At 66.8% G+C, this 26,645-nt stretch carries 26 protein-coding genes and 1 tRNA gene; 12 read left to right on the top strand and 15 right to left on the bottom strand.

The window, feature by feature from the left end; all coding sequences use genetic code 11:
* Both lysA and argS read right to left on the bottom strand, forming a co-directional pair.
* Positions 1 to 1,419 carry a diaminopimelate decarboxylase gene (lysA, locus tag A5732_RS24800; RefSeq protein ID WP_076103565.1) on the bottom strand — a complete coding sequence of 473 codons (1,419 nt, stop codon included), beginning with the start codon at positions 1,417 to 1,419 and terminating at the stop codon, positions 1 to 3.
* Positions 1,416 to 3,068, bottom strand: a complete 1,653-nt coding sequence (gene argS / locus A5732_RS24795; protein WP_076103564.1) for an arginine--tRNA ligase — start codon at positions 3,066 to 3,068, stop codon at positions 1,416 to 1,418. Before argS ends, lysA begins: the two co-directional genes overlap by 4 nt.
* Positions 3,069 to 3,195: 127 nt before the next feature.
* Here argS and A5732_RS24790 point away from each other — a divergent pair.
* Positions 3,196 to 3,271: transfer RNA gene (locus A5732_RS24790), tRNA-Arg, on the top strand.
* A gap of 121 nt (positions 3,272 to 3,392) precedes the next feature.
* On the opposite strand, the gene A5732_RS24785 is transcribed toward A5732_RS24790, so the two are convergent.
* The 3 genes from A5732_RS24785 to A5732_RS24775 form a co-directional block, all read right to left on the bottom strand.
* Complete coding sequence (locus tag A5732_RS24785; RefSeq protein ID WP_142256673.1) at positions 3,393 to 4,403, bottom strand: hypothetical protein; 1,011 nt, start codon at positions 4,401 to 4,403, stop codon at positions 3,393 to 3,395.
* Positions 4,404 to 4,537: 134 nt separating this feature from the next.
* Positions 4,538 to 6,079 (bottom strand): adenylate/guanylate cyclase domain-containing protein, encoded by a 1,542-nt coding sequence (locus tag A5732_RS24780; RefSeq protein ID WP_076103563.1) that lies wholly within the window; start codon positions 6,077 to 6,079, stop codon positions 4,538 to 4,540.
* 301 nt (positions 6,080 to 6,380) lie between these two features.
* On the bottom strand, positions 6,381 to 6,881 hold the full coding sequence (locus A5732_RS24775) for a nitroreductase family deazaflavin-dependent oxidoreductase (protein WP_076052395.1): 501 nt from the start codon (positions 6,879 to 6,881) through the stop codon (positions 6,381 to 6,383).
* A 97-nt stretch (positions 6,882 to 6,978) separates the two neighbouring features.
* Here A5732_RS24775 and A5732_RS24770 point away from each other — a divergent pair, with 97 nt between their 5' ends.
* Both A5732_RS24770 and A5732_RS24765 read left to right on the top strand, forming a co-directional pair.
* On the top strand, positions 6,979 to 7,653 hold the full coding sequence (locus tag A5732_RS24770; protein WP_142248560.1) for a glycoside hydrolase: 675 nt from the start codon (positions 6,979 to 6,981) through the stop codon (positions 7,651 to 7,653).
* 282 nt (positions 7,654 to 7,935) lie between these two features.
* Positions 7,936 to 8,223: a DUF732 domain-containing protein gene (locus tag A5732_RS24765; protein ID WP_064950629.1), complete on the top strand. Its 288-nt coding sequence runs from the start codon at positions 7,936 to 7,938 to the stop codon at positions 8,221 to 8,223.
* A gap of 34 nt (positions 8,224 to 8,257) precedes the next feature.
* On the opposite strand, the gene A5732_RS24760 is transcribed toward A5732_RS24765, so the two are convergent.
* Entirely contained in the window at positions 8,258 to 8,767 is a 510-nt protein-coding gene (locus A5732_RS24760; RefSeq protein WP_171975094.1) for a hypothetical protein, read from the bottom strand.
* 74 nt (positions 8,768 to 8,841) lie between these two features.
* A complete protein-coding gene (locus A5732_RS24755) occupies positions 8,842 to 9,411 on the bottom strand; it encodes an NUDIX domain-containing protein (RefSeq protein ID WP_171975099.1) in 570 nt (189 codons plus the stop codon).
* 34 nt (positions 9,412 to 9,445) lie between these two features.
* On the opposite strand from A5732_RS24755, the gene A5732_RS24750 reads away from it, so the two are divergent.
* Together A5732_RS24750 and A5732_RS24745 are read left to right on the top strand one after the other, a co-directional pair.
* Entirely contained in the window at positions 9,446 to 9,817 is a 372-nt protein-coding gene (locus A5732_RS24750; RefSeq protein WP_064950605.1) for a nuclear transport factor 2 family protein, read from the top strand.
* A gap of 272 nt (positions 9,818 to 10,089) precedes the next feature.
* Complete coding sequence (locus tag A5732_RS24745; protein ID WP_076103560.1) at positions 10,090 to 11,817, top strand: NAD-binding protein; 1,728 nt, start codon at positions 10,090 to 10,092, stop codon at positions 11,815 to 11,817.
* Positions 11,818 to 11,837: 20 nt separating this feature from the next.
* On the opposite strand, the gene A5732_RS24740 is transcribed toward A5732_RS24745, so the two are convergent.
* Positions 11,838 to 12,710 (bottom strand): tetratricopeptide repeat protein, encoded by an 873-nt coding sequence (locus tag A5732_RS24740; protein WP_076103559.1) that lies wholly within the window; start codon positions 12,708 to 12,710, stop codon positions 11,838 to 11,840.
* A 76-nt stretch (positions 12,711 to 12,786) separates the two neighbouring features.
* Positions 12,787 to 13,665: an LLM class flavin-dependent oxidoreductase gene (locus tag A5732_RS24735; RefSeq protein WP_076103558.1), complete on the bottom strand. Its 879-nt coding sequence runs from the start codon at positions 13,663 to 13,665 to the stop codon at positions 12,787 to 12,789.
* Between the two features lie 57 nt (positions 13,666 to 13,722).
* On the opposite strand from A5732_RS24735, the gene A5732_RS24730 reads away from it, so the two are divergent.
* Together A5732_RS24730 and A5732_RS24725 are read left to right on the top strand one after the other, a co-directional pair.
* Positions 13,723 to 14,145, top strand: coding sequence for a VOC family protein (locus A5732_RS24730; protein WP_076103643.1), 423 nt, complete (start codon positions 13,723 to 13,725; stop codon positions 14,143 to 14,145).
* Positions 14,146 to 14,197: 52 nt separating this feature from the next.
* Positions 14,198 to 14,587: a VOC family protein gene (locus A5732_RS24725; protein WP_064950601.1), complete on the top strand. Its 390-nt coding sequence runs from the start codon at positions 14,198 to 14,200 to the stop codon at positions 14,585 to 14,587.
* A 33-nt stretch (positions 14,588 to 14,620) separates the two neighbouring features.
* On the opposite strand, the gene A5732_RS24720 is transcribed toward A5732_RS24725, so the two are convergent.
* The 4 genes from A5732_RS24720 to cysD all read right to left on the bottom strand — a co-directional run bounded on the left by A5732_RS24720 (position 14,621) and on the right by cysD (position 18,540).
* Positions 14,621 to 15,049 carry a DUF6188 family protein gene (locus A5732_RS24720; protein ID WP_065075113.1) on the bottom strand — a complete coding sequence of 143 codons (429 nt, stop codon included), beginning with the start codon at positions 15,047 to 15,049 and terminating at the stop codon, positions 14,621 to 14,623.
* Positions 15,050 to 15,226: 177 nt separating this feature from the next.
* Positions 15,227 to 15,712: an Rrf2 family transcriptional regulator gene (locus A5732_RS24715; RefSeq protein WP_064950599.1), complete on the bottom strand. Its 486-nt coding sequence runs from the start codon at positions 15,710 to 15,712 to the stop codon at positions 15,227 to 15,229.
* A gap of 57 nt (positions 15,713 to 15,769) precedes the next feature.
* Complete coding sequence (cysC, locus tag A5732_RS24710; protein WP_076103557.1) at positions 15,770 to 17,611, bottom strand: adenylyl-sulfate kinase; 1,842 nt, start codon at positions 17,609 to 17,611, stop codon at positions 15,770 to 15,772.
* Positions 17,611 to 18,540 (bottom strand): sulfate adenylyltransferase subunit CysD, encoded by a 930-nt coding sequence (gene cysD / locus A5732_RS24705; protein ID WP_076052404.1) that lies wholly within the window; start codon positions 18,538 to 18,540, stop codon positions 17,611 to 17,613. Before cysD ends, cysC begins: the two co-directional genes overlap by 1 nt.
* Positions 18,541 to 18,741: 201 nt before the next feature.
* Here cysD and A5732_RS24700 point away from each other — a divergent pair, with 201 nt between their 5' ends.
* Positions 18,742 to 19,182 carry a PaaI family thioesterase gene (locus tag A5732_RS24700; RefSeq protein ID WP_076052405.1) on the top strand — a complete coding sequence of 147 codons (441 nt, stop codon included), beginning with the start codon at positions 18,742 to 18,744 and terminating at the stop codon, positions 19,180 to 19,182.
* 22 nt (positions 19,183 to 19,204) lie between these two features.
* Here A5732_RS24700 and A5732_RS24695 read toward each other — a convergent pair whose 3' ends face one another.
* Positions 19,205 to 19,696, bottom strand: a complete 492-nt coding sequence (locus A5732_RS24695) for a beta-class carbonic anhydrase (RefSeq protein ID WP_076052406.1) — start codon at positions 19,694 to 19,696, stop codon at positions 19,205 to 19,207.
* Positions 19,697 to 19,910: 214 nt separating this feature from the next.
* On the opposite strand from A5732_RS24695, the gene A5732_RS24690 reads away from it, so the two are divergent.
* From A5732_RS24690 to A5732_RS24675, 4 genes are all read left to right on the top strand, one after another.
* The gene (locus A5732_RS24690) at positions 19,911 to 20,888 is read left to right on the top strand and encodes an ABC transporter permease (protein WP_076103642.1); all 978 of its coding nucleotides are present in this window, start codon (positions 19,911 to 19,913) and stop codon (positions 20,886 to 20,888) included.
* Positions 20,885 to 21,811 carry an ABC transporter permease gene (locus A5732_RS24685; protein ID WP_064950594.1) on the top strand — a complete coding sequence of 309 codons (927 nt, stop codon included), beginning with the start codon at positions 20,885 to 20,887 and terminating at the stop codon, positions 21,809 to 21,811. Before A5732_RS24690 ends, A5732_RS24685 begins: the two co-directional genes overlap by 4 nt.
* Positions 21,808 to 23,643, top strand: a complete 1,836-nt coding sequence (locus A5732_RS24680; RefSeq protein ID WP_076103556.1) for a dipeptide ABC transporter ATP-binding protein — start codon at positions 21,808 to 21,810, stop codon at positions 23,641 to 23,643. The genes A5732_RS24685 and A5732_RS24680 overlap by 4 nt, the downstream gene beginning before the upstream one ends.
* A 64-nt stretch (positions 23,644 to 23,707) precedes the next feature.
* A complete protein-coding gene (locus tag A5732_RS24675) occupies positions 23,708 to 25,330 on the top strand; it encodes an ABC transporter family substrate-binding protein (protein WP_249266723.1) in 1,623 nt (540 codons plus the stop codon).
* On the opposite strand, the gene A5732_RS24670 is transcribed toward A5732_RS24675, so the two are convergent.
* Entirely contained in the window at positions 25,317 to 26,561 is a 1,245-nt protein-coding gene (locus A5732_RS24670) for an alpha/beta hydrolase (protein ID WP_076103555.1), read from the bottom strand. The genes A5732_RS24675 and A5732_RS24670 overlap by 14 nt on opposite strands.
* Positions 26,562 to 26,645: the final 84 nt, after the last annotated feature.

Raw genomic sequence — 26,645 nt, 5'->3', positions numbered from 1 at the left:
TCACCTCACTTCCAGACTCAACAGATCGTCGACCGTCTCACGACGCAGGAGCAGACGGGCGCGCCCGTCGCGCACCGCGACGACGGCGGGGCGGCAGATCATGTTGTAACGACTCGACAATGAATAACAGTAGGCACCGGTGGCGGCGACCCCGATCAGGTCACCCGGTCGTATGTCTCCAGGCACCCAGGTGTCGCGCACCACGATATCGCCGCTCTCGCAATGCTTTCCGACGACACGGGCCAGCTCGGCCGGGGCATCGCTGAGCCGCGAGACCAGCCGGGCGTCGTACTGCGCGTCGTAGAGCGCGGTGCGGATGTTGTCGCTCATGCCGCCGTCGACGCTGACGTAGCGCCGGTGCGCGGTGGCGCTCACGTCGACATCCTTGACGGTGCCCACCTCGTAGAGCGTGATGGTGCCCGGCCCGGCGATGGCCCGCCCCGGCTCGACCACCAGTCGCGGGGTCGGCAGCTCGACGGCCGCCGACTCGTGGCGCACGATCTCGCTCAGCTTGGCGGCCAGCTCGCCCATCGGCGGCGGATCATCGGCGGCGAGATAGGAGATGCCCAGTCCGCCACCCAGATCCACGGTGGAGATCTGCGCGGTCTTCTCGACACCGAATCGTTCGACGGCCTGATGTAGCAGACCGATGACCCGCCGTGCGGCGAGTTCGAAGCCGGCGACATCGAAGATCTGCGAACCGATGTGACTGTGCAGGCCCACCAGTCGCAGGTGCCGGGCGTCGAATACCTTGCCGACGGCGTCCAGAGCCGCGCCGCTGGCCAACGACAACCCGAACTTCTGGTCCTCGTGTGCGGTGGAGATGAACTCGTGGGTGTGCGCCTCGACACCGACGGTGAGGCGGACGAAGACATCCTGGACGATGCCCGCCTCCCCCGCGATCGCGTCGAGGCGCTCGATCTCGACCATCGAGTCCAACACGACATGGCCGACACCGGCTTTGACCGCGGCCGTCAGCTCGGCGACGGATTTGTTGTTGCCGTGGAAGGTAATCCGTTCGGGCGGGAAGTTGGCGTGCAGCGCGACCGCCAGCTCGCCGCCGGTGCACACGTCGAGGGACAGGCCTTCTTCGTCGATCCAGCGCGCAATCTCGCTGCACAGGAACGCCTTCGCGGCATAGTGCACGTTCTTACCGCCGCCGAAGGCCGACGCGATCTCGCGGCAGCGGGACCGGAAGTCGTCCTCGTCGATGACGAACAGCGGGGTCCCGTACTCCTGGGCGAGGTCGGTCACTGTGACGCCCCCGATGCTGGCGACTCCGGCCTCATCACGAGCGACGTTGCGCGGCCACACATTCGGAGCCAGCAGCAGCAGCTCCTCGGGGGATTGCGGCCGCAGCGGGCTTTCGGCGTGGCGGGTCTCTTCGGCGTGCCGAGGACCGGCGGGGTGGACGTTCACATTCGCTCCGGAGCGGTGACGCCCAGTATCGCCAGGCCGTTGGCGATCACCTGGCGGGTCGCCTGGCACAGCGCCAGGCGCGCGGTGTGCAGATCGGTCGGTTGCTCGTCGCCCTGCGGCAAGACTCGGCATGCGTCGTAGAACCGGTGGTAGTCGCCGGCGAGGTCTTCCAGGTACCGGCATATCCGGTGGGGTTCGCGCAGCGTCGCCGCCGTGCTGAGCACCCGCGGGAATTCGCCGAGGGTGCGCAGCAGCGTCCCCTCCTTGTCGTGGCTGAGCAGTTCGAGGTGCGCGGTGTCGGGGATCAGGGCGAGCTCGGCGGCGTTGCGGGCCAGCGCCGAGAGCCGGGCATGCGCGTATTGCACGTAATAGACCGGGTTTTCGTTCGACGCCGAGGACCACAGCGCGAGGTCGATGTCGATGGGGGTGTCCACCGAAGAACGGATCAGGCTGTAGCGCGCGGCGTCGACACCGATGGCCTCGACGAGGTCGTCCAGCGTGATCACCGTTCCGGCCCGCTTGCTCATCCGGACCGGCTGGCCCTCGCGGACCAGGTTGACCATCTGCCCGATCAGCACTTCGACGGTGGCCGGGTCGTCGCCGAACGCCGCCGCTACGGCCTTGAGCCGCGCGATGTAGCCGTGGTGGTCGGCCCCCAGCATGTAGATGGCCAGCTCGAAGCCGCGCTGCCGCTTGTCCAGGTAGTAGGCGATGTCACCGGCGATGTAGGCCGGCTTGCCGTCGCTCTTGATGACGACGCGGTCCTTGTCGTCACCAAACGCGCTGGTGCGCAACCACGTTGCGCCGTCCTTCTCGTAAATGTTGCCCGTCTCGCGCAGCCTGCCGATGGCTTCCTCGACAAGGCCCTTGGTGTGCATCGAGTCTTCATGGGTGTAGACGTCGAAGTCGGTGCCGAACTCGTGCAACGACTCCTTGATGTGGGTGAACATCAGGTCGACACCGATCTCGCGGAAGGTCTCGCGCATCTCGGCCTCGGGCAGGCTCAGCGCGTCGGGCGCCTTCTGCAACACCTGGGCGGCGATGTCGTTGATGTAGGCGCCGGCGTAGCCGTCGTCCGGGGTGGGCTCGCCCTTGGCCGCGGCGACCAGCGAGCTGGCGAACCGATCGATCTGGGCGCCGTGGTCGTTGAAATAGTATTCGCGCACCACGTCGGCGCCCTGGGTGGACAGCAGCCGGCCCAGCGCGTCGCCGACGGCGGCCCAGCGGGTGCCGCCGATGTGGATCGGCCCGGTCGGGTTGGCCGACACGAACTCCAGGTTGATGTGGTGGCCGGCCAGCGCGTCGGAGTGACCGAAGCGGTCGCCGGCGTCGATGACGTTGTTGACCACGACGGCTTGCGCCGACGCCTCGAGGCGCAGGTTGATGAACCCGGGGCCGGCCACCTCCGCCGACGCGATGCCGTCGGCCCGGTCGAGCGCCTCGGCGAGCCATCCGGCCAGCTCGCGGGGGTTGGCGCCGACCTTTTTGCCCAGCTGCAGCGCCAGGTTGCTGGCGTAATCGCCGTGCTCGGGATTGCGGGGACGCTCCACGGTGACCGTCTGCGGCAGCGCGGCAGCATCCAGCCCGCGCTCGGCCAGCACCGCGGCGGCGGTGGTTTTGAGCAGCTCAGCCAGGTCAGCGGGGGTCACGAGCGTCCATCCTATTGGCTGGGGCGCCCGCGCCCCGAATCCATTGCGGTGGCGGGGTGGTCACCGCGATGCGTTAGTCTGTCCGTGCTTGTTCGAAAGCCCCATGGCGCAACAGGTATGTCGGTGCGCCCCCGTAGCTCAGGGGATAGAGCGTCTGCCTCCGGAGCAGAAGGCCGCAGGTTCGAATCCTGCCGGGGGCACCATCCAAAACACGGCTTGACCTGCCTTTTCCTAAGTCCAGGTGCTGTGCGAGCGTTCGAGCACCGGGCCGGGTATCACGACGAGGTCACAACTGCGCCCACACTCTGCCCGGCCGGGATGTCGTTAATTAGTTGGTGCGTAGACCGCGCCGATCGCCGGGTAAACGGCTTTCAGGCCGACTAATGGGCTCATCACGTAGAACTCGCCCGTTGCAAAGTCCGCGCTGACGTCGGAGTTGTCGACGTAGGAGCCCAGCCTTAACGCGACGTCGATGATCAGGTACTGGCCGGGTGGCACGATCTCCTGCTGGTAGCCCACGACCGTTCCTCGATACACCACCTCGTAGTTCGTTTTGTCATCGGTGTCGAAGCCGGTCGAATCGGCGACGAGGTCGAGGACGTTCCACGTTTCGCCGGTCTGCGGCGGCGCCGAGGATAGCGGCTGCGTCCAAGTCTGCAAGAGGTCGAGAGTCGGATCGAGAGTTAGCTCCCCCTTTCCGCCGAAAAACCAACCGCCTTGCGAGTGTGCCGAGCAGAAGCCGTTGAGAATGAGAATTGCATTGACATCCACGACGGCGGATTCACTCTGTTGGTTTTCCCAGAGGAAATAGAAGTGAAGGAAGTCGTAATTCGTGGTGAAGAGGTACGCGCCGTGCCACCAATCGTGGGACTCGCTCGCATCGAGGCGGATCTGCGCGCGGCTTTTGTACGGCTCGATGGTGGTCGACTCGAGGCTCACGCCGTCCGTCGCCCAGATTTCGACCGGGCTGTCGAGGGTGAGGTACTGCGTCGTCGGCGGCCCGACACCGATCACCCCGCCCCATGCTTGACGCTGAGCATCGACCGTGCGGCCCAGGGACTCGGCCCGCGCACCGGACTGGGCGACCGCCTCCGCCTTGAGCTTTTCCAGGCGGCGGTGGTTCTCCGCCCGTTCCGCGGCCAGTTCGCGGTCGATTGACGTGGCGTCGAATCCCATGCGGACAAGCTTCTCGGCGGCTAGCGCGCGTACGCGGGTGCTCTGGGGAAGCTGCCGGCCTCGCGTCGAGTCGCCTGCACGCTGTGGCGCATCTCTGCCGCCGCTCAGATCACGCGCAGCTTTCAGCGCCTCACGGAGGCGCGAATCGAGTTTGGTCATCGTGGGCCACCTTCCCGCCGCGCTCAAACGCCCGTGACGCCGATATTCGCACGCAGCCGTGAGGCGAGGATGCGTAATGCATTACTTGATTTCCTGTTGCCTCCGATACCTCGAACCGCGCGGAAGCCGGTCGTTCAGCGGCGGCCGGTGGCCGGGGCGAGGTGCGCCATCCCGCGGAGCACCCACGGGGCGCGCATCGCGATCAGCTCCACGGCGCGGTCCGAGCGGCGCATCGCGGTCCGGCGGCCAGGGGTGGGGATTGACGCCACTTCCGCCTCAGGCGACCCCGGCCGGGGGCCGTGGCGATCGACGGCCAGCAGTTGCCAGCTGCCGGGCACGCCACGCAGCTCGACGCTGCCGCGGTCTTCGAAGCCAGTGCCCGACCCGACGACCAGGTCACGCACGGTCCGGGACACCAGAATGTCGCCCGCCCCGGCGTGCCCGAGGATCCGCGCCGCGATGTGGACCGCGATTCCCCCTATGTCGTTGTCCAGCAGTTCGCATTCGCCGGTGTGGATGCCGACGCGAATCTGGATGCCCAGGATCTCGGTGTCGGCGCGCAACGCCTCGGCGCAACGGATGGCCTGCGTCGGGCCGTCGAACGTGGTGAGGTGGCCGTCTCCGGTGCTCTTGACCACCGTGCCGCCGAACCGCTGCGTGAGTTCGGCGGTGATCTCACCGAAGCGGTATAGCACCGCGCGCCACCGCTCATCGCCCGCCGCCGCGGCGTGTTGGGTCGAGGCGACCATGTCGGTGAACAACACGGTTCGCAGGGCGCGATGTGACTGTGCAGGCGCGGCATGGCCGCCGGTGAGGAACTCCTCGATGCCGGTCAGGATCTTGTCGGGCTCGGTTAAAAAGGGTGCGTGGTCCACACCCTCGACCTCGAGGTATCGCGCGCCGGGGATGTGGTCGGCGAGATACCGGCCGCCCTGTACCGGAACCGCGGGGTCCTCGCGGGCATGGATGACCAGGGTTGGTGTGGTGATCGTTGGCAGGATCGGTCGCAGGTCGGTCAGAAAGGCCGCTTCGAATGACGCCCGCGCCATTCCCGGGCTCGCGCTCATACGCTCCAACATTGCGAGCTGGCGTATCGACCGGACCGACGGCGCGCTGATGCTGGCTGCCACGCCGCTGCCCCACCTGGAGCGCACAGCACGACCGCCTTCCAGCCATCGGGCGAGCTGTTCAACGGAGGGCGTGTAGTCCTCGCCCAACTCGCCAAGAAAGCGCGCCCGCAGCTCGACCGGGTCGCGGTCCATATCGTCCCATCCGCAGGGGTGAAACGAATATGTGGCGCAAAGGATCAGCGCCCGCACTCGCTCGGGCCGTGCTGCCGCGAACATCATGGACGCCGGCCCACCGTCACTCAAACCGGAGACGACTGCACGTCCGAAGCCGGCGGCATCCATGACGGCCTCGATCTCGGCCACCCGATCATCCAGCGTGCGAACTTTCGGCACCGGGTCCGAAAGCCCGACCCCGGCCTTGTCGAAGACGAGGACGCGACAAAACGTGGCGAGCTGCTCCATGAACGCTTTGAACTGGGGAAGAGTCCAGGCCAGCTCGAGGTGACTGACGAACGGCCCCACGACGACCAGCTCGACAGGCCCGTCGCCGAACACCTGATACGCCAGGCTGAGATCGCCACACGGTGCGTATGACGTTTCCGCCATGGCCTGAGCGTACTGCTGATCCCAGCGCTCGGCGGCGTGCCAGCCGCAGTCCGCCGGATGTCCCCTTTAGTGATGCCCCAGGCAGCTGGTCACGCAGGAGATGACCAGCGCCCAATGGTGTTCAGTTGCACATTTCTCGATCCGAAAGGGGCGCCCATGTCGTGCGGAGGGGCGCCGTCCGCAGAGCTGAGCAGAGCCGATCGGTGTCACGCGTTGTCTCGGGCATGGGTGCAATGGACCTGTTCGACCTGAAACCGCAACTGAGACAACATATCCGAGCTACGCCCTGGAGACTGCTCACTCAGATTCGTGCCAGTACGAACGCCTCGATGTGTCGATCTTTAGCCCGCACTTCGTACTTCCGCCAGCCGGGATACAGCTCGAGTCCCTTGGCCCAGATCTCGTCGCGCTCGTCTGGGGTCGCGAGCCGCGCGGTGGCGTTCCACGTCTCGCGGCCGACCGTGACCTTCGCCTTCGGGTTGGCCTTGAGATTGTGGTACCAGGCCGGATGCTTGGCACCGCCGAAGTTGGACGCGATGAGGGCCAGGCCCTCGGGGTGCGGGATCCCGTACACGGTGACGGTGCGGGACTCACCGGATTTGGCGCCGGTGGAGGTGATCATCACCACGGGGATGCCGGTCGCCACCTCGGCAAAGCTGCTTCTACCACCGGTGGCCTTGGCGACAAGGCGGTCGAGGTGGTGCGCCGTCGGGCGAAGAAGCGCCACACCCACGGTCGTGGACGCGAACCGGCGCATCACCCGGTGAAAGGCATTCGCATCGTCGAACGACCGCCCGGGCATGGTGTCATTCTGGCCCGCCCGCCTGCGCCGGACAAGCAAAGCAAAACCCGCCCCACACGTCACAAACGACATTAAGCTGCTGGTCGTGCGCGTGAAGGTGTTCGCCAAGGGCGGCGGGCGATGGCTGGCGATCGCGGCGTCGCTCGTCGTCTCCGCGGCCATGATCCACGCGCAGGGCACCAAGACACGGTGCTGCGTCGAGACGCCCGCGCCGACTCCCACCACCAGCGCCGCCGCCGCGCCGCGGCCAGCCGGCGCGCCGCGCACCGCCAGTCCGGCTGAGGTGGAATCGCTGACGGCCCTGGCACCGCCGGCCCCGTCCGCGGGCCAGCAATTCCAGCTGGCATTGCCTCACAGTGTGGGATCCGAGGAACGGTTGCAGGTCAAGACCATCTGGGCGGCCCGCGTCATCACCGTGCTCTTCCCCCAGATCAAGACCATCTACGGGTACCGCGAGGATCCGTTGCCGTGGCATCCCAACGGGCTGGCGATCGACGTGATGATCCCGAACTACCACTCCCCCGAGGGCATCGAGTTGGGCAACCAGATCGCCGGCTACGCCTTGGCGAACGCGAAGCGATGGGGCATCAACCACGTCATCTGGCGGCAGAAGATCTACCCGGGCATCGGCGGCGGCAACTGGATGGCGGACCTGGGCTCAGAGACCGCCGACCATTACGACCATGTTCATATCGCGACCGGCGGAGGCGGCTACCCGAGCGGGCACGAAACCTATTACATCGCGTCGATGACCCCCACGCCGCAGGACTGATCCGCTAAGTCATTACCCAGCAACAGGATTGGGCACCGTCCATCGCCCGCACCACGGGCGGCCCCGGCGGGTCGACGCATCCGATCACGCCACCGCTCCACCCGTTGGTGTGGTTGCCACGGAACATGGCCTAGATTGCTGACGCAGGACATAGTTGCTCAATGCTGGTTTGCCAGGTTTTGCTGTTCGTCGCGCAATCCCGCACCGCACGCCGCATACTGAGGCCGTTGTCACTATTCCTGAGAGAAGGAGCCGAGAGTGAAGACTGTTTGCGGGTTGCGCGTGTTATGTATTCCGGCTGTGGTTGCTGCCGCATTAACGGTAGGTAGCGGGGTCGCCGCCGCCGACGATGACGGGTACCTGGGCCAATTGAAGAAGATCGGCGTGGTGTGGCAGCCGGGCGGCGAAGGCACGCTGATCTCGCTGGGGCACGCCATCTGCTCCGATCGCGCCTCCGGCAAGACTCCGGACGAGCTGGCCACCGATGTTCATTCCGGGTTGAACAGTTCCTTCAACTACGGGGACGCCACCGCCATCGTGAGCGCGGCGGAATCGAACTACTGCCCCTAGCCAATCCTGAGGCGTCGTCGTGACGGCGTCTCCGTCATGCCGGTCCGGCGGCGAACGCCGCCACCGGCATTTCGACACTCCCCTGGCACGGACCGCTGTTGATGTCGGTGTGCCACGTCCCACGTAGCGAACCATCGGGCTGCGGTGTGTAGAAGGCCCACGACCTCGCGGGTGCCCATAGCTTCGAAACGCCTTCGCCCATATAGCAATCCCACTGGAAGTCGAAGCGCTCAACCCACCTGGCGCCGTCCCAGGTGTAGTGCGAAGGCTGGGGCAGCGTCGGGTTCTTCGGCCTCGGGCCGTTGGTGGCAGTGGCCACGCATCTGCCCGAGGTGCATGCGGTGGTGAAGACGTAATCCGCGCTGAAGGTCGATTCGGCCTGCGTGGCAGCGACGCTGGTGCCGGTTTTGCTGACCGCATACCTCACCAGCGAGTATTTGCCGTTCCACGAGGGTGTCAGCGCATGCGCACCTATGCCGGGTGCGCCGGCGATCGACGCAGCGACGGCAGCGAGCACCGCAACTACCCGATACCTCGGCCGCATTGCGTCAATGGTGGCCGTTCGATGACGCGGCGGGATCTCGGCGCGGACACGATCGCGGTGTCGCCGACGGGTTCTCAATCCACTCGCAGCAGGAACAACCCATAGGCGGCGATCGACTGCGCGTCGGCGATCACTCCCCCGCGAATCATCCGCTCGACCTCTGCACGCGCAAACCACGCACTGCGCATGTCCTGTTCCTCGTGCTCGCGGTCGGCTTCTCCCTCGGCGATACCGGTGGCCAAAAACACCCAGCCCCGCTGACTGGTCATTCCCGGTGCGACGTCGAGCTGGCCAAGTGCCTCGAACGACGTTGCGCTCAATCCGGTTTCCTCACGTAACTCGCGCTCGGCCAGCTCCGCCGGTTCGGCGTCGACCAGGTCGGGAGCGGTGCCTTGGGGAAACTCCCAGCGTCGCTCGCCGAGGGGATAACGAAACTGCTCAACCAAGCGGAAGCGGTGTCCGTCGTAGGGCATCACGAGCGCATAGGCCGGCTTGTCGACGACGCTGTAGATGCCCTTGCTGCCGTCTGGGCGACGGATGTCATCCTCTCGCAGCACTATCCACGGGTTCCGGTAGATCTCACGGGTCGCCAGGCGTTCGATGAAAGTCACGACGCCAATATTGCCCTGAATACCGCACCCCATACCGTGGCGAAGCCAAGGAGTAGCGTCCGAAGCTATGCCGTCCCCAGAAGCCATCACCGAGACCGTCAATCGCTACCTTGCGCTGGTCGCAACCGGCACCGCCGACGACATCGTGACTCTCTACGCCGACGACGCCACGATCGAGGATCCGATCGGATCCGACATCCGCCGCGGACATGACGCCATCCGCGCGTTCTATGCGGGCTTCCAAGACGCCAAGAAGGACACCGAACTCGCCGAAATACGGATCGGCGGCGGCGAAGCCGCCTTCTTCTGGCATCTGACGCTCGACGCGGGTGACAGCCGCACCCGAATCTCGCCGATCTCGACGATGTCGTTCGACGGGGACGCCAAGATCACGTCGATGCGCGCGTTCTGGTCGCCCGCCGACGTTCGGGTCTTGTAAGCCGGTAGGTGCCTCGCCAATTCTGTTGGCTGACGGCATAACTCGGGATCCGCCCGAGGAGGCCCTGCACGAGGGTGGTGGCGTGTTCACCCGGTCCGACCACCACTCCAGCGGCTCGCCCTCCACCGCGTTCTCCCACCCAGTTTCAGCAAAGCGACGATGCGGTCGCTTATCTCCCTGAAAACTCACGACATGTCGCGCTGGCATCCGTCGGCACTGTGCCCGATAGTCATAGCAACAGCTGAGGCCAATGTCGTCAGAGGTGGGGATATATGAGCACGCGCCGCCACATCATCGTCAGCGGTGACGACGCGCTCGCGACCACGATCGCCGAGGAATTGAACCGCGCGGGCGCCACCATTACCAAGCTGCACAGCGAGGAGCTCGCCGCCGCCGATCTCGCCCGAGCGAGCGCCATCGTCTGCGCCGGTGACGACGACGCCAAAAATCTCGAAATCGCCTTGCTGGCAAGGAAAACGAATCCCCATGTGCGTGTCGTCGCCCGCCTGGGCAACGACGTGCTGCGGGGAGCGGTGGCCGCCGACAACGGCCCCGGCGCCATTCTGGACGTCGCCGACCTCGCGGCGCCGTCGGTCGTCGAGGCCTGTCTGTCGAGCCACACGCATCCGGTCGAAGCGGCCGGTATCAAATTCCTGGTGTCGGGGGCCGAGGCGCCCCGCGACGCGACGCTCCGGGAGATCTACGGCGACCTGGCCCCGGTAGCCGTGATCCACGGCGAGAACTCCGCCACGCCCGACGAGGTGGTCCCATGCCCGGGAAGGGATCATCAAGTGCGCGCCGGCGACTGGACCGCCATGATCGGCAGCGCCGATGAGCTGGCCGCGCGTGGCATCAAGACGCCCCGGCCGGCCGAGACACGCTCTCGCCAATCGTGGATGCGGCGTGTGTCGGACGCCGCCCGGGCGATGCGCGACGACGTCAACCCGATGCTTTTCCCTGCAATGCTGCTCGCGATCAGCCTGCTACTCGCCTCGACGGCCGTCGTGCATTTCTCCTATACGAAGCCGCGACTGTCCTGGCTGGACGCCATGTACTTCACGGCGGAGACCATCACCACGGTGGGCTACGGCGAATTCACCTTCCTGCACCAGTCCGCGTGGCTGCGCATTTTCGCCGTCGCCCTGATGTTCACCGGAGTGACCACCACCGCGCTGCTCGTCGCGTTCCTGGCCGACCTGCTGCTGTCGCGCCGTTTCGTCCAATCGGCCGGCGTCCGGCGCGTTCGCCATCTGCGCAACCACATCATCGTCGTCGGGCTGGGCTCGTTCGGCAGTCGCGTCGTCGGCGACCTGACCGCCGCCGGATACGACGTCGCGGTGATCGAGCGCGACGAGAACAACCGATTCCTTTCGACCGCAGACGAACTCGACGTGCCGGTGATCTTCGGGGACGCGACCCTGCGCCAGACGCTGGAGTCGGCCCGCGTCGACCGCGCCCGCGCCGTCGCGGTGCTGACCCAGGACGACATGGTCAACATCGAGACCGGAATCGTGCTGCGCGAGATGCTCGGTCCCCGGGTGATGCCCGAGGTCAACCGGCCCGACGTGCCGATCGTGCTGCGCATCTATGACCGCACCCTGGGCGACGCGGTGGCCAAGCGGTTCGGTTTCGAGAACGTCCGCTCGACCGTCGACCTGGCCGCGCCCTGGTTCATCGGCGCCGCGATGGGCCTGCAGGTGCTGGGGACATTCTCGGTCGGGCCGCGCTCGTTCATGGTCGGGGCCATGCACGTGGCGCCCGGCAGCGAGCTCGACGGGTTGCGGATGTTCGAGATGTCCACCCAGACCCGGGTCATCGCGATCACCCGCCGGGATACGCCCGTCGAGCTGCACCCTCGCCGGGACGCGTGGCTTCGCGGCGGCGACACCGTCTACCTGGTGGGGCCCTACCGCGAGCTGCTGGAGACGCTGCGCAAGGGGCAGCCGCCGCAGGAGCCTGCGGTCAGCGACGAGCGCCCGGCCGACAAGGCGGCCACCTAAAAACTCAGCGCCACATCGGGTCAGGAAGCCGACCAGCCCAGCGAGCCCGGGCCGCCGGTTCCGTTCGCGCGGCCGACATGCCGGGCGCACCATTCGGCCAGCTCGTGGCGGGCGGCGACGGTCACCGGGTGCTCTTCACCGAGCACCCGCGCTTCCTCGTCGACCAGTGCCGCCCACGCGGCGACCTCGTCGGTGACGCCGGCGCGGTCCGGGGCCCAGAGCGTGAACATGTGCCGGGCCATCAGCAGGTGCACGTGGTCGGCCCCCAGCTTTTCGCGCAGGTCGCGGATCAACGGTTCGAGTTCGGCGACGGCCGTCGGCACATCACCCGCCCGGCCCCGCCAGATCGCCAGCATCAATCTCGTTCCCAGGGTGTCGGCGTGGTCGTCGCCGAGCACGCGGCGGCGCGCGGCGAGGACCTGTTCGCCTTCGGCCATTGCGCCCACGACATCGCCTATCTCCCAACGCTTCTCGGCGATCTTCTCGCGGGCGACCAGCACGCTCTCGTGTTCGCCGCCCAGGATGCGCTGTTCGTCGGCGAAGAGCTGCGACCACTCGGCAAGCGATGACAGCGAGGGTTGTTGCCGGCCCGCCAGTAGGTGGCGGGCGGTCAGGGTGCTGAGGTGGTCGCGACCGAGCACCTCGACGAGGTCCGGTATCAGCCGCGCGAACTCGTCGTAGGCGACGGCCTCCTCACCCGCCCGCAGCTGCAAGGTGGCCAGCGACACCTTGAGTTCCAGGACCGTGGCATGACGCTCGCCCAGCGTCGCGCGGCAGAGGGTGACCAGCTCGTTTGCCTGCCGCGCGGCCCCGGCGTAATCACCGTGCTTCGCGCAGTCCGTCATCAGCCCGGTCAGTTCGGCCAGCGGGGCGGGCAACTCCTGCTGCGTCATTCGCCAATGAAATCGCCACCGCGCCGGCGCTGCAATTCACCCGGATCTACCTGCGGCGATCCCAGAGGGCTGTAGGTTACAGGCGCGCCGCCACGTCCGCGGCGCGGCGTACTTGATCGACATCCGAGCTCGTCGGGATGAGCTGAACCTCGTCGGTGCCGATCTCCTCGAACTTGCGCAACACGTCCAGCAGCTCGTCTTCGCTGCCGGCCCAGCCCGTCATTGGCGCCATCGCGTCGACGTACTCCGCCGGTATCCAGTTCATGTAGCGCCGCAGATGACGATGGATCTGCTCGCGAGACTCCTCGGGGGATCCGAAGGCGAACCAGAACGACGTGATCAGGTGGGGTTTGGGCTTGCCGGCCTGGGCCCAGGCCTCCCGGGTCACGTCGAACAGCTCGTTCTGCTTGGCGACGTCGAGGTCCAGCGTGGTGCCGGCCAGCCCGTCGGCCCACGCGGCCGCGCTGCGGATGGTTTTCGGCCCGATACTGCCGACGAACAGCGGCGGACCGCCGGGCTGGACCGGCGCCGGCCCGACGGGCAGCACCGAGTCGGTGGTCTTCTCCCCCGCCCAGACGCGCTTCATCACGGCAACGCGTTCGGCCATGCCGCGCATCGTCTGCGTCGCCGGGTCGGCGCTCACGGCGTGGTAGTCCTCGTGCCGGCCGCCCACCCCGATTCCCACGGTCAACCGCCCGCCACTGAGCAGGTCACCGGTCGCCAGCCCCTTGGCGAGCATGACGGGATCGTGCAGCTGCGGCACGATGACGGTCGTCAGCAGCCGCACCCGGTTGGTCCAGGCGGCCAGCGCGCCCAGCAACGTCAGGTTGTCCGGGTTGTCGAAGGCGATCCGCTCGCCCCAGCACAGCGACGAGAACGGGCCCTCGTCGATGGCGCGCGCCCACGTCTCGAGCACCGTCGCATCCAGATCCGGCTCCATCACCGGCATCGTCATCGCAATCCGCACGACGGCGATTCTGGCATGTTTAATATGCGGCCCTTCGGTGGAACCATGGGCCGAGTGGCGTTCACGAGTAGTTCCATCGCACATGTCCGACTGACCGTGACCGATATCGAGCGGTCGCGGCAGTTCTACGAGAGCGTGTTCGGTTGGCCGGTGTTGATCGAAGTTCCCGAGAATGCCGACGAGTCCACCCGCACCCAGTTGAGCTTCCTGTTCGGCGGCGTCATCTACGACCTCGGCGGGACACTTCTCGGGCTGCGGCCGGTCGCCGCCGACCGCTTCGACGAGGACCGCGTCGGGCTCGACCACATTGCCTTCCGGCTGGCCAGCAAAGATGAATTGGATTCGGCGGCAGCGCATCTCGAGGAACTCGGCGTGGCCCACGAGCCGGTCAAAGACATCGGGCCGTCCTACATCCTGGAGTTCCGCGATCCCGACAACATCGCCCTGGAGCTAACCGCGCCGAAGTAGCGCGCTCGGCCGTTGTCGCGACGGGCATCGGAGTGGTTGACTGGAAAGAACTATGACCATCAGTTTCAACCACACCATCGTCGCGGCACGCGACAAACGCGAATCCGCGGAGTTCCTCGCCGAGCTGTTCGGCCTGCCCAGCCCAAAGCCCTTCGGCCACTTCATGGTTGTCGAACTCGAGCACGGGGTGAGTCTCGACTACTCGGATGCCGGCGAAGGCGCGGACATCCCACGCCAGCATTACGCGTTCTTGGTGTCCGAGGACGAGTTCGACGCCATCTACGGCAAGATCACATCGCGCAATTTGCAGCACTGGGCGGACCCGGGCGCCCAGCGACCCGGCGAAATCAACCAACGGGACGGCGGGCGCGGCGTGTACTTCCTCGATCCTTCGGGACACGCCATGGAGATCCTGACGCGCCCCTACGGCTCTGGCGGCTGAGCGCGACCGGCGACCATCAGGTGCGCCGGGAGCTCACTCGTCGGCGTTCGTTTCGTCCACGTCGTGCCGCACAACCCGCACCTTGCCGTGCGGTAGGCAGGCGGCATATCCGTGGTACTTGCCATACAGCTCCCACGCGGTGGCGTCGTCGTCCGGAGGCACGTCGATCTTGTGACCGTCGGAGAACTCGAGGTGAAGATCTCCGGTGTCAAACCAATCAAAGCCTGTGCAGTTTTGCCCGGAGAAATCGAAGAGCGGGCGCTCCTGGTCGGCCGGGCCATTCGGGTCGATCGCGACCACTTCCGCGGGGGCGCTGGCAATGGCCGGCAGGGTCAGGCGCATCGGTACCGAGATGACAAGCTCATTGTCATCGTCGAAATTCAGCACCAAACCATCGCGGAACATGATCCGCTGTAAGGCACAGCCCTCAAGCCAATGCTCGATCATTTTCGATTTGGCCATATATCCACTCCGTCCTTGATATGCCAAGTGCACAAACGGCGCGCACCGCCCGGCAGAGCGTCAGATAATTCGGGTTCCCGCGCGGCTGGGCAGTTAACCCGACCAGGGTCAGGATTTCTTGGCGCCGATCGCGCGAATCGTCAACGCCATCCGCCTGGGCAGCGGCCTGCGGGGCCCTTAGTCGCCGGTTCGCGCAGTGCCGTGCCGCTGGTTTTCCTGCTTGCGGTAGTCATCGGCCAGTTGTGCGACGTGCTTGGGCAGGCCACCGGTGGCGACGTCGGCCAGCGTCGTCTCTTCGAGCACCGACCGCATGCTGGCCCGCAGCGCGCGCCAGACGTCGGTGAGCGCGGCCGTCGGCCCCGAGTACGGCAAGTCGCCGAGCCCGATGTCACGGACGCTGGCCAGCGGGCCGTCGATACAGCGCAACACGTCGGCAATGCTGATGTCTTTCCCGGACCGGGCCAATTCGTAGCCCCCCTCGCGACCGCGGTGGCTTCGCACCAGCCGGTCGGTGCGCAGGTTGGTCAGGATGTCGACGAGAAATTGCGGGGGAATGCCCTGGGCCTGGGCCAAATCATCGGTCTTCACCAGCGTTCCGTCGGGCACCGTGGCGAGCTGAATCATCGCCCGCACGGCATACTCCGCCTTCGCCGACATGCGCACTCACAGGATTGTGCCACCCGATGACACAATTTCGGTGCAGCCTGGCTGATCGTGCGGCTACCCGCGTGATTCGAGCAGGTCGATGATCCGCTGCGCCTGCTCCTCGACGGTACCGTCCGGGGTGAGCCGCAGATCGGGGTTCACCGGCGCCTGATACGGGCTGTCGATGCCGGTGAACTGGCTGATCTCACCCGCACGCGCCTTGGCGTACAAACCCTTGGGATCACGCTTTTCGCATTCCTCGATCGGGGTGTCGCAGAACACCTCGATGAAATCGAAGCCGGCCTCGCCGTGCACGTTGCGGGCGAGTTCGCGTTGCTCGGCCAGCGGGCTGATCGCCGGCACCAGCACGACGTTTCCGCAGTCGGCGAGCAGCGCCGCCACATGCGCCAGCCGGCGCAGGTTTTCGGCTCTGTCGGCCATGGAAAAGCCGAGGTCGGCGTTCAGGCCGTGCCGCAGATTGTCGCCGTCGAGAACGTATGCCGGAGTTCCCTTTTGGAGCAGCTTCTGCTCGACCAGCATGGCCACCGATGACTTGCCGGAGCCGGACAAACCGGTGAACCACACCGTCTTGCCCCGCGGCCGTGCCTCGGCGATGGCGGATGACTTGTGCCGCACCGTGTTCGGGCTGGCGGCCTGCGCCGAGGCGTCGCGCAGCACCATGCCGGCCGCCACCGTTCCGTTGGTGTGCGGGTCGATCAGGATGAACGAACCGGTGCTGGCGTTGCGCGTGTACTCGTCGAGCAGCAGCGGCACCTGGGTGCGCAGCGAGATGCGGCCGAGTTCGTTGAGCTTCAACGCCGTTGCCGTCTTGTCGCGATGCAGCGTGTTGACGTCGAGCCGGTAGTCGAGCGCGGTCACCTTGGCATGCGTGGTGCGGGTGGTGTGCTTGATGACGTAGTCGCGGCCGGGTTCGAGGGCCGCATCGTCGGCCATCCAGCAGACCGTCGCGTCGAACTCCTGCGCGACCCGGGGCCGATTGTGGGTGCGGGCGATCAAATCGCCGCGCGAGATGTCGATCTCGTCGGCCAGGGTCAGCGATACGGCCATCGGCGAGAAGGCTTCTTGCACCGGACCATTCGGCCCATCGATCGCGGTGATCCGGGTTTGCTTGCCGACGGGCAGCACCACCACTTCATCCCCGGGACGCATGACCCCGCTGGCGACGGTACCGGCGTAGCTGCGGTGGTCCTGGTGTTCGCGGGTGTGCGGGCGGATGACGTACTGCACCGGGAACCGCACGTCGACCATGTTGCGGTCACCCGCGATGTACACCTCCTCGAGGTGCGACAGCAACGCCGGGCCCTCGTACCACGGTGTCTGGTCCGACCTGGTCACCACGTTGTCACCGTGCAGGGCCGAAAGCGGGATGGTGGCCACGTCGTGCACGTCCAGGCGCGCGGCGAAGGCGTGAAATTCGTCCCGGATCGCCTCGAATTTCTCTCTGTCCCAACCGATCAGGTCCATCTTGTTGACCGCCAGCACGATGTGCTGGATGCCCAGCAGGGACGCCAGGAAGGCGTGCCGGCGGGACTGTTCGAGCAGGCCGTGGCGCGCGTCGACCAGCACGATCACCAGTTGGGCGGTCGACGCGCCGGTGACCATGTTGCGGGTGTACTGGATGTGACCGGGGGTGTCGGCGATGATGAATTTCCGCTTGGGAGTGGCGAAGTAGCGGTAGGCGACGTCGATCGTGATGCCCTGCTCGCGCTCGGCCCGCAGGCCGTCGGTCACCAGCGCCAGGTCGGTGTAATCGTGACCGCGGTCCTTGGACGTCTGCTCCACCGCCGCCCACTGGTCTTCCATCACGGCCTTGGAGTCATAGAGCAGCCGACCGATCAGGGTGGACTTGCCGTCGTCGACGGAACCCGCGGTGGCCAAGCGCAATAGCGTTGTCATCAGAAGTATCCCTGCCGTTTGCGGTCTTCCATGCCGGCCTCGGAAATCCGGTCGTCAGCTCGGGTCGCACCGCGTTCGGTCAGCCGCGACACCGCGGTCTCGGCGATGACCTCGTCCACGGTGGCGGCCTGCGATTCCACGCAGCCGGTGCACGTCACGTCCCCGACAGTGCGGAACCGCACGGTCGCCTCGAACACGGGTTCGTCATCGCGCGGGTGCATGTTCTTGTCGACCGCCAGCAGCATGCCGTCGCGGCGAAACACCTTGCGCTGGTGGGCGTAATAGATCGACGGCAGTGCGATGTTCTCGGCGCCGATGTAGGACCAGATGTCGAACTCGGTCCAGTTGGACAACGGGAACACCCGGATGTGCTCGCCCTTGTGATGCCGGCCGTTGTAGAGGTTCCACAGCTCGGGCCGCTGCGCCTTCGGATCCCACTGGCCGAACTCGTCGCGGAAGCTGAACACCCGTTCCTTGGCGCGTGCCTTCTCTTCGTCGCGGCGCGCCCCCCCGAACGCGGCGTCGAACTTGTTCTCCCGGATGGCACGCAGCAGCGTGACGGTCTGGATCGGGTTGCGCCCCTGGCGCGGCTCGACGACCCGGCCGGCGTCGATGTCCTCCTGGACCGAGGCGACGACCAGGCGCACCCCGTGCTCGGCCACCAACTCGTCGCGGGTCGCGATCACCTCGTCGAAGTTGTGCCCGGTGTCGACGTGCATCACCGGGAACGGCAGCCGCCCGGGACGGAAGGCGCGCAGCGCCAGGTGCAGCATGACGATGGAGTCCTTGCCGCCGGAGAACAACAGCACCGGCCGCTCGAACTCCGCGGCCACCTCACGAATGATGTGGATCGCCTCTGCCTCCAGCGAGCGCAGATGACTCAACTCGTACTGTCCGGCGGCGGGCGCCACCGTCACATCAGTGGTCATAGCTTCCTTCGATTAAAACCTGGCAGAACTGACCATATTTGGCATATTAGCAATAAATAAGACCAGCTCGACCCGGCGCTGTCAACCGCTGGACCTGCGACCGCCGGATCGGCCTGACCCGCACACCGGTCACCGGACACATCACGTCAAGAGTCGCGGCGGCACTTTTGCCGCCGGTTGGGGATGCGAAAACATGGAGGAATGACTGCCACCCCTGAAACCGCCGGACCATCCGCGCCGAGCGGTCGCGACGTCATCGCCCAGTTCCTTCCCCAATCCCCGTTCGTCGTCAAGCTGGGCATCGTCGCCGACCGCCTCGAAGCGGACGAAGTGCGGCTGCGGCTGCCTTGGGACCCGTCCAACGTGACCATCGGCGACATGGTCCACGGCGGCGCCATCGCCACGCTCGCCGATCTCACCGTCATGGCGGCGGCGTGGTGCGGCGCCCAGGCCCCGCCCGACCTGCGGGGCGTGACGGTGTCCCTCACGTTGGACTTCATGGCCCCGGCCCGGGCCACCGATGTGATCGGCATCGGGCGGGTCCTGCGGCGCGGCCGGTCACTGGTCAACTGCGAGGCCGAGATCGTCGACCCACAGGGCACGCTGGTCGCCAAGGCGCTGGCGACCTACAAGGTCGGTTGAGGTCGCTGGCGGGCAACGGCGATCAGGGCTTGATTTCCTCCAGCTTGCCGGTGGCCACGTCGAAGACGAAGCCGCGCACGGAGACGTGCTTGGTGACGAAGGGGCTGCCCTCGATGCGGCGCAACGACTGGCGGACATCCTCGGCGAGATCGGCGAAGGCCTCCGCCGCCCACGGCGGTTTGACGCCCGTCTCCTCCTGGATGCTGCGCTTGAAGTCGTCGTCGGTGAAGGTGAGCATGCCGCAGTCGGTGTGATGAATCAGGATGATCTCGCGCGTCCCCAGCAATCGCTGGCTGATGGCCAGCGACCGGATGACATCGTCGGTGATGACTCCGCCGGCGTTGCGGATGACGTGGGCCTCCCCCTCGTTGAGCCCGAGGATGCGGTAGACGTCGAGCCGCGCGTCCATGCACGCCACGACCGCGACATGTTTGCCCGGCGGCATCGGCAGCGGCCCCTCGAAGGTGCTCGCATATTTGGCGTTGTTGGCCAGGTAATCATCGGTAACCGTCACGCAAGCCTCCTTGGGAGTGTCGCGGCCTGAGCCGTGCTGCGTTTGCTGCGCGGCTCGGTACCGCGGTGGATCCTAACAATCGATCTCACGCGATTCACGCGTGAGAATCAACCGGATCGGAAGGAGATCGAACGCGCCGGGCGACCGCAACGCGCGACGCTGTGCCGGCGGCTCGATAGCCTGTCCCAATGCGATGTGGGGTGTGCGGACCGGCATGACTCGGTTTCTGGCACGCCGGTTGCTCAACTACGTTGTGCTGCTGGCGCTGGCATCGTTTCTGACGTTTTGCCTGACGTCGGTGGCCTTCAAGCCACTGGACAGCCTGCTGCAGCGCAGCCCGCGCCCGCCACAGTCCGTGATCGACGCCAAGGCCCACACGCTCGGCCTGGATGAGGCGATACCGATCCGCTACGCGCACTGGGCGTCGCACGCCGTGCGCGGTGACTTCGGCAAGACCATCACCGGGCAGCCCGTCGGGACGACGCTGTGGCGCAGGGTCGGAGTGACCCTGCGGCTGCTGATCATTGGTTCGCTGGTGGGCACCGTGCTGGGCGTCGCGGCCGGGGCGTGGGGCGCCATTCGGCAGTATCGACTCAGCGATCGTGTGGTCACCATGGTGGCGCTGCTGGTGCTCAGCACCCCGACATTCGTGATCGCCAGCCTGTTGATCCTCGGTGCGCTGCGGGTGAACTGGGCGGTGGGCATTCACATCTTCGACTACACCGGGGAGACCTCACCGGGCGTGACCGGCGGGACCGGCGCGCACCTGCTCGACCGGTTACGGCATCTGGTCTTGCCGTCGCTGACCCTCGCGCTGGCCGCCGCGGCGGGATACAGCCGTTATCAGCGCAACGCGATGCTTGACGTCCTGGGCCAGGACTTCATTCGCACCGCGCGCGCCAAAGGACTCACCCGCCGGCGGGCGTTGGTCAAGCACGGGCTGCGCACCGCGCTGATCCCGCTGGCCACCCTGTTCGCCTACGGGGTGGCCGGTCTGGTGACCGGGGCGGTGTTCGTGGAGAAGATCTTCGGCTGGCACGGCATGGGCGAATGGCTGGTGCAGGGCATCGCGACTCAGGACACCAACATCATCGCGGCGATCACCCTGTTCTCCGGCGCGGTGGTGCTGCTGGCCGGCCTGCTCTCGGACGTGTTCTACGCGGCCCTCGATCCTCGGGTACGGGTGTCATGACGGCCCAGGCGAACATCGATGGCGCCCATGGTTTTTCGGGCCACGAGGTCGCGGACTTCACCTCGCGGCGCACCCTGGTACTTCGGCGGTTCGCCCGCAACAGGTTCGCGGTGGCGTCGCTGACGTTGTTGGTGCTGTTGTTCGTCGGCTGCTACGCGCTGCCCGCCGTGCTGCCATATTCCTACGAGGACCTCGATTTCGCCGCGCTGCTGCAGCCGCCGAACGCGCGCCACTGGCTGGGCACCAACGCGCTGGGTCAAGACCTGCTGGCGCAGATCCTGCGCGGGATGCAGAAGTCGATGCTGATCGGCGTCTGCGTCGCGGTCATCTCCACCGGCATCGCCGCCACCGTCGGGTCGATTGCGGGCTATTTCGGTGGCTGGCGCGACCGCGCGCTGATGTGGGTCGTCGACCTGTTGTTGGTGGTGCCCAGCTTCATCCTCATCGCCATCGTGACGCCGCGAATCAAGAACTCGGCCAATGTCTTGATGCTTGTCCTGCTGCTGGCCGGGTTCGGCTGGATGGTCAGCTCGCGCATGGTGCGCGGCATGACCATGAGTCTGCGGGAACGCGAATTCATCCGGGCCGCAAGGTATATGGGGGTCTCAAGCCGCCGCATCATCGTCGGTCACGTGGTGCCCAACGTGGCGTCCATCTTGATCATCGACGCCGCGCTCAACGTCGCGTCGGCAATCCTGGCCGAAACCGGGCTGAGCTTCCTGGGCTTCGGCATTCAGCCACCCGACGTGTCGCTGGGCACGCTGATCGCCAACGGCACCCAATCCGCGACCACATTTCCCTGGGTGTTTCTGTTTCCCGCGGGAGTGCTGGTACTGATCCTGGTGTGCGCCAACCTCACCGGTGACGGCCTGCGCGATGCGCTCGACCCCGGCAGCGCGGTGCTCGGCGGTGGGGGCCGATGAGCCCGCTGCTCGAGGTCACCGACTTGGCGGTCACGTTCCCGACGGGCGGCGCTCCGGTGACCGCGGTGCGCGGTATCAGCTACCGCATCGAACCGGGGGAAGTCGTCGCCATGGTCGGCGAATCCGGTTCGGGGAAGTCCGTTTCGGCGATGGCGGCCATCGGCCTGTTGCCCGAGTACGCACAGGTGCACGGCTCGGTGCGGTTGCACGGCACCGAATTGCTGGGCCTCGGCGACGACGCGATGTCGCGCTTCCGCGGCAAGACGGTCGGCATGGTGTTCCAGGACCCCATGTCCGCGCTGACGCCCGTCTACACCGTCGGCGACCAGATCGCCGAGGCGATCGAGATCCATCAGCCGCGGGTGGGCAGGAAGGCCGCTCGCCGCCGTGCCGTGGAACTGCTCGAGCTGGTGGGCATCGCGCAGCCGGAGCGACGCGCCGGCGCCTTTCCGCATGAGCTGTCCGGCGGCGAACGGCAACGGGTGGTCATCGCCATCGCCATCGCCAACGACCCCGACCTGTTGATCTGCGACGAGCCCACCACCGCACTGGATGTCACGGTGCAGGCGCAGATCCTCGAGGTGCTCAAGACGGCGCGCGACATCACCGGCGCCGGGGTGCTCATCATCACCCACGACCTCGGGGTGGTGGCCGAGTTCGCCGACCGGGCCCTGGTGATGTACGCCGGGAGGGTCGTCGAATCCGCTTCCGTGCATGACCTTTACCGCGATCGCCGCATGCCCTACACCGTCGGGCTGCTGGGCTCGGTGCCGCGGCTGGACGCCGCACAGGGTACCCGGTTGGTGCCGATCCCCGGCGCGCCGCCGTCGCTGGCGGGCCTGGACCCCGGGTGCCCCTTCGCGCCGCGCTGCCCGCTGGCCATCGACGAATGTCGGCTCGCGGAGCCGGAATTGCTTTCCGTCGGCGCCGATCACCGGGCAGCCTGCATCCGCACGGAGCAGGTCGACGGCCGAAGCGCCGCGGACATCTACGGGGTGAGCACCGACGCCCGCCAGGCGGAATCCGCCGACACCTCGGTGGTCGTCCGGGTGCGCGACCTGACCAAGACCTACCGGCTGACCAAGGGCGTGTTGCGCCGCAGCGCCGGTGAGGTCCGCGCGGTCGACGGCGTCAGTTTCGAACTACGGCAGGGCCGCACCCTGGGCATCGTCGGCGAATCCGGTTCGGGCAAGTCGACCACCCTGCACGAGATCTTGGAACTCACCGGGCCGGAATCGGGTTCGATCGAGGTGCTGGGCACCGACGTCACCGCGTTGAGCGCCGCGAGCAGGCGAGCGCTGCGCCGCGACATCCAGGTCGTCTTCCAGGACCCGGTCGCGTCGCTCGACCCGCGGCTCCCGGTGTTCGAGCTGCTCGCGGAACCCCTGCGGGCCAACGGCTTCGACAAGGGCCGCACCAACTCGCGTGTCGCCGAGCTGCTTGAGATCGTGGGGCTGCGCCGCGCCGACGCGGTCCGCTACCCCGCGGAGTTCTCCGGCGGGCAGAAGCAGCGCATCGGCATAGCGCGCGCGCTCGCTCTGCAACCGAAGATCCTCGCACTCGACGAACCGGTGTCCGCGCTCGACGTGTCCATCCAGGCTGGGATCATCAACCTGCTGCTTGACCTGCAGGAGCGGTTCGGTCTGTCCTATCTGTTTGTCTCCCATGATCTTTCGGTGGTCAAGCACCTCGCGCACCACGTGGTGGTGATGTATGCCGGCGCGATCGTGGAGCAGGGCGACAGCCGTCAGGTCTTCGCCGACCCGCAGCACGAATACACGCGGCGGCTGCTCAACGCGGTGCCGCAACCGGATCCGGGTCGACGTGTCTAGGCCGGGGATCAAGGCGGGTGTAGGCACCCGGTTCGCGGCGGCGTTTCTTGCGTTGACGCTCGCGCTGTCAGGCTGTTCGCCGGCCGTCAATCTCATTCCGGAGACTGGCCACAACGCGCAGATCGGCTCGACGAGCGACGTCAACCCACACGATCCGGCGACCCTGCAAGACGGCGGCGACCTCCGGCTTGCGCTGACCGACTTTCCGCCGAACTTCAACATCTTGCATATCGACGGCAACTCGGCCGACGTCTCCGCGATGATGAAGGCCACCCTGCCCCGGGCGTTCGTCATCGGGCCCGACGGCTCGACGACGGTCGACACCGACTACTTCACCAGCATCGAACTGACCGGCACTGCGCCGCAGGTGGTTACGTACACGATCAACCCCAAGGCGGTGTGGTCCGACGGCACGCCGATCACCTGGGAGGACATCGCCAGCCAGATCCACGCCCTGAGCGGCGCCGACAAGGCCTTCGAGATCGCCGGGCCCAGCGGCGCCGACCGCGTGGCGTCGGTGACCCGCGGCGTCGACGACCGGCAGGCCGTGATGACGTTCGCCAAGCCCTACGCCGAATGGCGCGGCATGTTTGCCGGCAACGGAATGCTGCTGCCCAAGAGCATGACGGCCACCCCGGAGGCGTTCAACAAGGGCCAGCTGGAGGGCCCCGGTCCGTCGGCCGGCCCGTTCGTGGTGTCGTCGCTGGACCGGACCACCCAACGGATCGTGTTGAGCCGCAACCCGAAATGGTGGGGCGCGCGGCCCCGCCTGGACAGCATCACCTACCTGGTGCTCGACGACGCCGCGCGGCTCCCGGCCTTACAGAACAACACCATCGACGCCACCGGGGTCGGCACGATCGACCAGCTGACCATCGCCCAGCGCACCAAAGGGATCTCGATCCGGCGCGCGCCCGCCCCGGCCTGGTCGCACTTCACGTTCAACGGCGCCCCCGGTTCGATCCTGGCCGACAAGGCGCTGCGCGTGGCGGTGGCCAAGGGGATCGATCGGCAGACCATCGCCAAGGTCGTCCAGTACGGCCTCACCAGTGACCCTGTGGCACTGGGCAATCACATCTATGTCGCCGGCCAGCAGGGCTATCAGGACAACAGCTCGGTCTTGCCCTACGACCCGGCCGCGGCCGGCCGAGAGCTTGACGCGCTGGGCTGGAAGCGGGCCGGGCAGTTCCGGGAGAAGGACGGTCGGCAGCTGGTCATCCGCGACTTGTTCTACGACGCCCAGGGCAGCCGGCAGTTCGCCCAGATCGCCCAGCACAGCCTCGCCCAGATCGGCGTCAAGCTCGAGCTCGTCTCCCGGTCGGGCAGCGGCTTCTTCACCAACTACATCAACGTCGGCGCTTTCGACATGGCCCAATTCGGTTGGCTCGGAGACGCTTTCCCCCTGTCGGCGCTGACCCAGATCTACAAGTCCGACGGGGAAAGCAACTTCGGCAAGATCGGCAGCGAGCAGATCGACGCCGCGATCGAAAGCACGCTGGAAGAACTCGATCCCGCCAAGGCGCGGGCGTTGGCCAACGATCTCGACAAGATGATCTGGGCGGAGGGATTCAGCCTTCCGCTGACCCAGTCCCCTGGCGATGTCGCGGTGCGCAGCACGCTGGCCAACTTCGGGGCGGCCGGTCTGGCCGACCTCGACTACACCGCCATCGGGTTCACGCGGAGTTGAGCCGCCGCCGTAGCCGATTCGGGATCGGCAGGGCGCCCTCGGCGACGGCCGCCGCCCCGAGCGCCTTCCACAGCAGCCGCACCTCCGGGCGCGGCGGGAGCGCGTCCAGCGCCGGCGCCTGTGCGGCAAGCCCGTTCAGGTCGCCGCGACGAACCGCGTCGGCACTGGCGAGCGCGACCGGCTCACGGAAATCCAGCGCGCTGTGCGCCATGCTCGGCAAGCTCAACAGCACCGCATTGGGCAGCAGCGAGGCGATGCGTTGCGCGACGGCCGGCGGGGTGATCAGGTCGCGGCCTCCGGAAACCACCGCGGTGGGCCAGTCGAATTTCGGCATTTCGGCCGTCAGGTCATAGGGCTCGTCCTCGAACGTCACTCGCTGCGTGCGTGTTCTGCTTTCGGCGACCGCGGGATCGAGCGGTAGGCCGTCGGGTTCGGCGGCGTAGTCCAGTTCGCGGAACGCGATGCGGCTCACTAGATCTTCTTCGTACCGAAACGGTAGGTTGCTCAGGGTGGTGAACCGGGATAGCGCCCACCACAGTAGTTTTCGGCCATCGAGTAGCAGGTCGAGTTGCCGCTCGAGCACGTCGGTTCCGCCGTAGCCGTAGATCGTCGCGACGACCTGTGTTGCCGTCGCGTTCATGACGCCGGCATCGACGAGTTTGCGCATTTTTGGCGCCAGTGAAGCGGTTTCGGGGCTGTCGCCCTTCAGCAGCAGCCGGCGGATCGCCCGGCGCACGATGACGATGTCGTGCCGCGACAGCAGCGGTGAATCGAGCACCATGCCCCGCACCCGGTTCGGGTGGCGCACCCCGACGCCGGCCGCGATGTAGGTGCCGTACGAGGCGCCGTAGATGACGGCCGACTCCGCTTGGACGTCGTCGAGCACCGCCGCCACATCGTCGACGACCTGGTTCACGGTCAGTGACTGCGGGGGCAGATCGGCACCCGAATCGTCGTGCCGCGACATCCCCACGCCCCGGTGCTCGATCATGATGACGTCGAGACCGGCCGCCGCAGCGCGCCGCCGCAGCCCCTTGTACATCTGCACCGACGCCACTCCCGGACCGCCGGGGATGATGACCAGCGGGTGGGCGGACTTGCGGCCCGCGCGCACGTAGTACAGATCGAACTCTTCGGCGCTGTGCGGTGAGATCGGCCGGCGTACGGGGCGCACGCCGGGCAGCTCCGCGAGCTTCTGCTGCATCCGGCTGCGCTTCGCGTTCATCGTCATTCGGGTGGGCCCCCCATGATCCCATTCTGCAGGCAAGGCGCCGGGGCGGCGATGAATCGCTTTGACCAGCGATATCGGCCGTGG

This window comes from Mycobacterium colombiense (assembly GCF_001953985.1).
GTDB lineage: Bacteria > Actinomycetota > Actinomycetes > Mycobacteriales > Mycobacteriaceae > Mycobacterium > Mycobacterium colombiense_B.
Note: the sequence above shows the minus strand (reverse complement) of the source record. Positions and strands in the feature narration are given on the sequence as shown.